Source organism: Mesorhizobium sp. M7A.F.Ca.MR.362.00.0.0, from assembly GCF_004023175.1.
GTDB lineage: Bacteria > Pseudomonadota > Alphaproteobacteria > Rhizobiales > Rhizobiaceae > Mesorhizobium.
The window spans coordinates 1,527-8,190 of sequence record NZ_RZTF01000162.1; the positions used below are offsets into that span (position 1 = coordinate 1,527).

General features: G+C 57.9%; 4 protein-coding genes. 3 read left to right on the forward strand and 1 reads right to left on the reverse strand.

Going from position 1 to position 6,664, the window contains the following annotated elements; translation table 11 throughout:
• Nucleotides 1–114 precede the first annotated feature (114 nt).
• The gene (locus EOC06_RS19685) at nt 115–2,199 is read right to left on the reverse strand and encodes a hydantoinase/oxoprolinase family protein (protein ID WP_128308563.1); all 2,085 of its coding nucleotides are present in this window, start codon (nt 2,197–2,199) and stop codon (nt 115–117) included.
• Between the two features lie 399 nt (nt 2,200–2,598).
• On the opposite strand from EOC06_RS19685, the gene EOC06_RS19690 reads away from it, so the two are divergent.
• The 3 genes from EOC06_RS19690 to EOC06_RS19700 are packed head-to-tail and all read left to right on the forward strand — an operon-like array spanning nt 2,599 to nt 6,466.
• On the forward strand, nt 2,599–3,960 hold the full coding sequence (locus tag EOC06_RS19690) for an aspartate aminotransferase family protein (RefSeq protein WP_128308564.1): 1,362 nt from the start codon (nt 2,599–2,601) through the stop codon (nt 3,958–3,960).
• Nucleotides 3,957–5,693 (forward strand): acetolactate synthase catalytic subunit, encoded by a 1,737-nt coding sequence (locus EOC06_RS19695; protein WP_128308565.1) that lies wholly within the window; start codon nt 3,957–3,959, stop codon nt 5,691–5,693. The genes EOC06_RS19690 and EOC06_RS19695 overlap by 4 nt, the downstream gene beginning before the upstream one ends.
• Nucleotides 5,690–6,466: an SDR family oxidoreductase gene (locus tag EOC06_RS19700; protein ID WP_128308566.1), complete on the forward strand. Its 777-nt coding sequence runs from the start codon at nt 5,690–5,692 to the stop codon at nt 6,464–6,466. Before EOC06_RS19695 ends, EOC06_RS19700 begins: the two co-directional genes overlap by 4 nt.
• The last annotated feature ends 198 nt before the right edge of the window (nt 6,467–6,664 follow it).

Sequence of the window (6,664 nt, forward strand, 5' to 3'; positions counted from 1 at the left end):
GCGACTGGCTAAATATGGGGCTGCGTGCGGTTTTCACCATGACCCATCCCATCTGTCGGGAAACATGGTCAAGCTGTTTTTGTATCAGGGCCAATTGTACGGCATCGAAGGTCATCAGCTCGCTCCCGGCATACGGTTTACGTGGATAAGGAAATTGGATCCTGAGTCGACGTCCAGGTGACACTCTTCCGGCACAATCACCGTTGTTGTCGAGCTTTCTACGAGCGCAGGCCCATCAATCGTGTCTCCGTACTTGAGTGCATCGCCCTCGAAGACGGGTGTCTCCTTGAAATTGTCGCTTTCCTCCCAATAAACGGGCCGCAAATCGGTCGGCTCAATTTTTCTTCGTGTCCGCTCACAGCTTTTTTGTTCAGTGAATCCCAAGTGAACCGAGCCCACGGCGCGGCCGCCAGTGATAACGATGTCGTCTTCCCCTTGATCATGCGCATAGAGTCGGCGGAACTGCTCTAGAAAAGCCCTTCGAATGGCACTGGTATCCGTTTTCTCAATCGGCACGATGACGGACGATTGTTGGCCTTTGTACTGAAGTTCAAGTGCGCTTTCGATGTTGATGTCTTGCGCTTCGAAGCCTTCGTCTATGAATCTCTTCCGGCATTCAGATGCGAGCGTGTGGAGGAACTCGTCGATATCGCTCGCAGAGGTCGTCGCCAGAGGCTTCAACCATGAGCTGACGACATCTTGCCTTGCATCTGCCGTGCACATACCGAAAGCACAAAAAACGCCAGCAACTCGAGGCACAAAAACCGTACGGCAACCCAGGGCGCGGGCGACAGAAGCGCCATGCATAGCTCCGGCACCTCCGACTGCCACGAGAGTAAAGCGGGATGGGTCAAAACCTCGTTCGACGCTCACTTTCTCCACGGCATGAATGACTTCTTGTTCCATTAGGCGGATAATTCCGGCTGCGGCGTGAACGATCGTTAGACCCGATGGGGCGGCGATGCGGTTGTTGATCGCTTCCTCTGCAAGTTTCTTTTCGAGGGAGATCAGACCGCCGCCATAGCGACCACTTTGAAGACGGCCCAATACAAGCTGGGCGTCGGTCACCGTGGGGTCAACACCCCCTCGCGAATAACAAGCTGGTCCCGGAAACGCACCTGCACCATCTGGACCAGCGCGAAGCATACCTCCCTGATCACGGCGCGCGATTGTTCCGCCGCCTGCGCTAACCGTGTGGATATCGACCGCGGGCAGTGCGAGGTGATAGCCATTGACGTCAGTGCTGTTGGTCATCGCAATCCCAGTGTCATCCGTCAGGATCACGTCGCAACTGGTCCCCCCGATTTCGATCGAAATGAGGTCTTGGGATCCGAGGGCTTTGGCACAGACCATTAAGGCGCTCGCGCCGGCGGAGGGACCGGACAGCAGAAGAGACGCAGGGCGTTGCTCGACCTGCTGGACGGAGACGACTCCGCCGTTGCTTTGCATCAACAGAAGCGGACGCTTAAGCCCGTACTCTTTGAGCCGCAATTCGAGACGGCGGAGATACGGCACAACGCGCGGCGCAACATAAGCGTTGAGGACAACCGTCGAGGTTCGTTCATACTCCCCGACCATTCGCACCATGTCGGAGGAGGCGTACACCCATGCATCTGGCCACAGGCTGCGTACCAGCTCCTTGCATTCATGCTCGTGCTGGCTGTTGATGAAACTATTCAGAAAGGCAATAGCGACCGCCTCTACACCGCGGCTCTGCATCTCACCGACCGCGCGCCTGACGCTTTCGTCGTCCAGAGGAACGAGACTTTGCCCGGCCTTATCAGTCCTTTCGCGGATGGGCAGCCGCAGACTCCGAGGAACGAGGACTAGAGGAAAAGGCGTGCGATGCTCCCAAGGATCCTCACGCATACCCCGACGAATTTCGAGAGCGTCGCGGAAACCTTCCGTGACTAGGAGGCCGACTTTCGCTCCCTTTGCTTCCAGCAGCGTGTTGGTTGCTATTGTTGAGCCGTGCACAAAATGGGAGCAACCACCGAGCAACGATGCAGTTGATAGACCAGCGGCATCTGCAGCTAGCCGCAGCACGTCGATCACACCTTCGGAGGGATCGTTTGTGGTGGTGGATGCTTTGTGCTGCCGGAGAAGCCCCTCTGCATCGATGAGTACAAGGTCGGTAAACGTCCCTCCAATATCGATACCTATTCGCCAGGGCGGGCTCAGATTGGGGCGGTCGTGCATTTTTTCCTCTTCGATCTTGGTGAACGCGGTGGGAAATCAAGCCCTCCGGGAAGCCTATAAACGCTTATTTTGTTGCATCAAGCGTCACTATGTCAACCAAGTTCGCGCTTGCGCGCAGTTTTATTTGCCGCAGATTTGGCTGCGCCCACGGTTATCGCTTGCGTCACCGCCCCTAATGACGATGCTGGGGCCCTCGACCTACCGCGGACAGGCGCTCTTAGATGAGCCGTCCGCATTACTACCCAGTCGCTAATTAAGCGCGAGGACCTAACGCGCAGCGATTTTATGATGCGAGATCGCAAGAAAGTCCTTGCGTTCCGAAAGGGATTCACTATTTTGTTGCAACAAATAGCACCGTTGCGAACGCCGCGCTTTACCTTTCCTAAGGAGACGCCTTGTATGTTGCATAAAAATGACGAGCCACAGAGAGCTGCATTGCCTAATGCGCAATCGGAACGACTATTCGCGCGTGGTCATGGAGTTTTTCCGGACGGCACCACCCGCGCCACAATCGAGCGCGATCCAACGCCGCGGTACGTCCAAAGGGGCGAGGGCGCCTATCTGGTCGATGTGGACGGACAGCGGTTTCTCGATCTCAACAACAATTTCACGACTCTGATTCATGGGCATGGGTATGCACCGGTGATGGATGCCGTTGCGCGTCTTCTTCGGGATGGCACCTGCTTTTCCAATCCGACTGTGCATGAGATCGATCTTGCCGAACTGCTAATTGATCGTATTCCGTCAGTTGAACAGATCCGCTTCGTCAATACCGGCACCGAGGCCGTAATGTTCGCCATCAAGGCGGCCCGCGCATTTACCGGACGCCCCTGCATTGCCAAGATTGAAGGCGCCTATCACGGAGCCTATGATTGGGCTGAGGCTGGGCAAGGGGGTACGCCTTCAACCTGGGGATCGCCGGACGCGCCGGTCGCCGTACCGGCCTATGCTGGCACCCCAGGATCGGTCGCCGATGAAGTCGTCATCCTTCGCTTCAACGATGCAGAGGGGGCTCGCCGCCGGATCGCGGCTGCCGCTGACCGTTTGGCCTGCATCCTGCTCGACCCCATGCCGAGCCGCGGCGGCCTTATTCCACCTGATCCCGACTTTGTCGCCGCTGTCGTAGAGACCGCACGAGATTATGGTATCCTTGTCATCTGCGATGAAGTGCTCAATCTCCGCCAAAGCTATCGTGGCGCCTCGTCGCGGTACGGCATCGTGCCTGATCTCATTGCCACCGGTAAGATTATTGGCGGTGGATTTCCGATCGGTGCAATCGGTGGAGCACGAGACGTCATGAGCGTCTTTGATGGATCGACAGGACGGGCCAAACTAGCGCAGGGCGGCACCTTCTCGGCGAACCCGGTCTCCATGGTCGCCGGTCGAGTCAGTATGGCAGCGATGACCGAGGCTGCATTCGCTCGCCTGGACGTCATGGGCGATCGTCTTCGAGCGGCCCTTACCACCGCTATTGAACGACGACAAGCTTATTATGTCATCAGCGGCACTGCGTCGCTCTTTCGCATTCATCCAAAACAGACCCTGCCGCGCGATTATCGGGACGCCTATCCATCGTCTGATGAAGCGGCATTGATGAAAGCAATGACACGTTTCTTCCGCAATGAGGGTGTGATCCTGCCGGACGGCGCAGCGGCCTGTCTCTCCACGGTCATGACTGACGCCGACATCGACAAGATCGCGAACACCTTTGATCGGTTCTTGGCGGCAGCACCCGTCCTCGAACAGGAGACCCATTCATGAACATTTCCACAAAATCGGCGGCAACCACCCCAATAATCAAGACGGTAGCCGAGCGCGTCGCCCATGCACTCCAGCGTCACGGCGTGGACACCATCTTCGCGCAGAGCCTTCCCTCCGCTGTGATCCTCGCGGCGGAAAGGATTGGCATTCGCCAAGTCTCCTACCGACAGGAAAATATGGGCGGCGCCATGGCCGACGGTTATGCACGTCGTTCAGGAAAAGTTGCAGTTGTTGCAGCTCAAAATGGTCCCGCTGCAACCTTGCTGGTTCCGCCGTTGGCTGAAGCCCTCAAGGCCAGCGTTCCGATTGTGGCTCTCGTTCAGGAAGTCGAACGCGACCAGGCTGACCGTAACGCCTTCCAGGAACTCGATCACGTGGCATTGTTCCAGGCTTGCACCAAATGGATACGCCGTGTGGTCGTCGGCGAGCGCATCGATGACTACATTGACGCGGCCTTCACAGCCGCTGCTTCCGGTCGCCCCGGTCCGGCAGTGTTGCTGCTTCCGGCCGATCTATTGCGCGAAAACGCTCCTGCTCAGGCATTTGAGCGTCATTCCAGTCTCGGTCACTGGCCGCTGGACCGCATGCAACCGGATTCCTCAACCATCGAGGAGGCTGCCCGAGCCATCGCCGAGGCCCGCAGGCCTGTCGTTCTGGCGGGCGGTGGTGTTCACGCCGGGGGCGGAGCGACGGAGCTAGCCCAGCTTCAGGAAATGGCATCCCTTCCGGTCTTCACCACAAACATGGGGAAGGGAGCAGTAGACGAACATCACCTATTGTCGGCCGGTGTTTTGGGGTCGCTGGTTGGTCCTCGGTCTCTCGGTCGCCACAGCCGCGTTCTTCTGGACGAGGCCGATCTCGTCTTACTTGTCGGAACACGTACCAACCAGAACGGCACGGATAACTGGCGTCTGATTCCACCCGGGGCCAAGATCGTACATATCGACATCGATCCGGGCGAGATCGGGCGGAACTACGAATCTTTGAGGCTTGTGGGTACCGCTGCTGAGACACTACGGGCTTTGCGCGAAGCCTTGCAGAGGCACTCTCTGAGCCTTCGCCAGCAGGCGAGAGCAAGCGTCGAAGCGAGGATTGCAGCGGCTTGGCAGGCGTTCGAAGAAGACCGCTACGCCGTTACGCATCGAATGGACGGCCCAATCCGACCTGAGTTTCTCATGCGCGAACTCCAGGCGCGGCTAACCCCAGAAACGACCATAGTCACCGATGCCAGTTATTCGTCCTTTTGGGTAACCGGGCAGCTCCGGAGCCTTCAGGCGGGAATGCGCTTCATCACGCCACGCGGCCTGGCGGGGCTTGGATGGGGGCTGCCTCTTGCAATCGGGGCGAAAATTGCCAGTCCAGATCATCCAGTGCTTGCCATCGTTGGCGACGGAGGATTTGCGCATAGCTGGGCCGAACTGGAGACACTCGTTCGCTCGAATATCGCCCTGACCGTGATCGTCCTCAACAACGGCATCCTCGGATTCCAGAAGCACGCCGAGACGGTGAAGTTCAAGGGTTATACGACGGCCTGCCACTTCAGCGCAGTGGACCACACGAAGGTTGCGGAAGCTTGCGGCTGCCCGGCTATGCGCGTTGCGCGGATCGAAGAGCTCGGCGTAGCACTCGATCGAGGACTGGCAGGGCGGGGACCGCTTTTGATCGACATGATCACAGATCCCGGTGCATTTCCGCCGATCTCGTTGTTCGAGAAACTGGAGGAAGCGGCATGAATACGGGATCGCCTGCCCGAGTCGCGGTCGTTACCGGTGGAACGGCTGGTATTGGCCTCGCTTGTGCGGAACATCTTCTTGCCACCCATCACAGGGTCGCGGTCTTCAGTACCCAGTCTGCGCGCGTCGAAAAGGCGCGCGAGGACCTCTCACGCGAATTTGGCGCGGAGAACGTTCTTGCGGAAACGGTCGATTTGCGAGAACCCGATGCGCTAAAGGCGTTTTTTGAACAAGTCGAAAAGAGATGGAGCTCGCCCGAAGTTCTGGTTTGCAATGCTGGGTTATCTCCAAAACATAACGGTCAGCGCCTCGCATTCGACGCCATTCCTCTTGGTGAGTGGAATGACGTTTTGGCCATCAACTTGACCGGCGCCATGTTGTGCTGCCAGTTGGTGGCACCCGCCATGGCCGCCAAAGGGTTCGGGCGCATCGTCTTGATCGGATCGATAGCCGGCCGGGCAATGCCGCAAATGGCCGGTGCAAGTTATGTGGCGTCCAAGGCAGCCTTGGCAGGGATGTCGAAGTCCCTGGTCAGCGAATATTCCTCTCGCGGAGTTACGACCAATACGGTGGCGCCGGGGAATGTGCTGACGGAGATGATGGCTCCACCGGACAGTCCGGCCGGTCAAGCCGCACTTGGTCGGATTCCGTCCGGGCGAATGGGGCGGCCCGAGGATATCGCCGCTTTGGTCGCGTTCCTTGCGTCCGATCAGGCAGGGTTCATTAACGGCGCAATTATCGACGTCAACGGTGGAGAGTATCTGCCGTGCTAGCGATTGGTAGCTACTGCGTCACTCGAACGGGATGCCCGCCGATTGCGTGATGCAGGGTCTTAAATCCCGCGTCTCGGGCTTCGAATATCACAGGACTAGTGCTGGGCGAAAGCCGATCACGCCGACAACTGTCAATTTTCTGGAATTAAACAATGACCGTATGCCAGAGCCTGCTTGTGAAACTGACCGATACTTCTC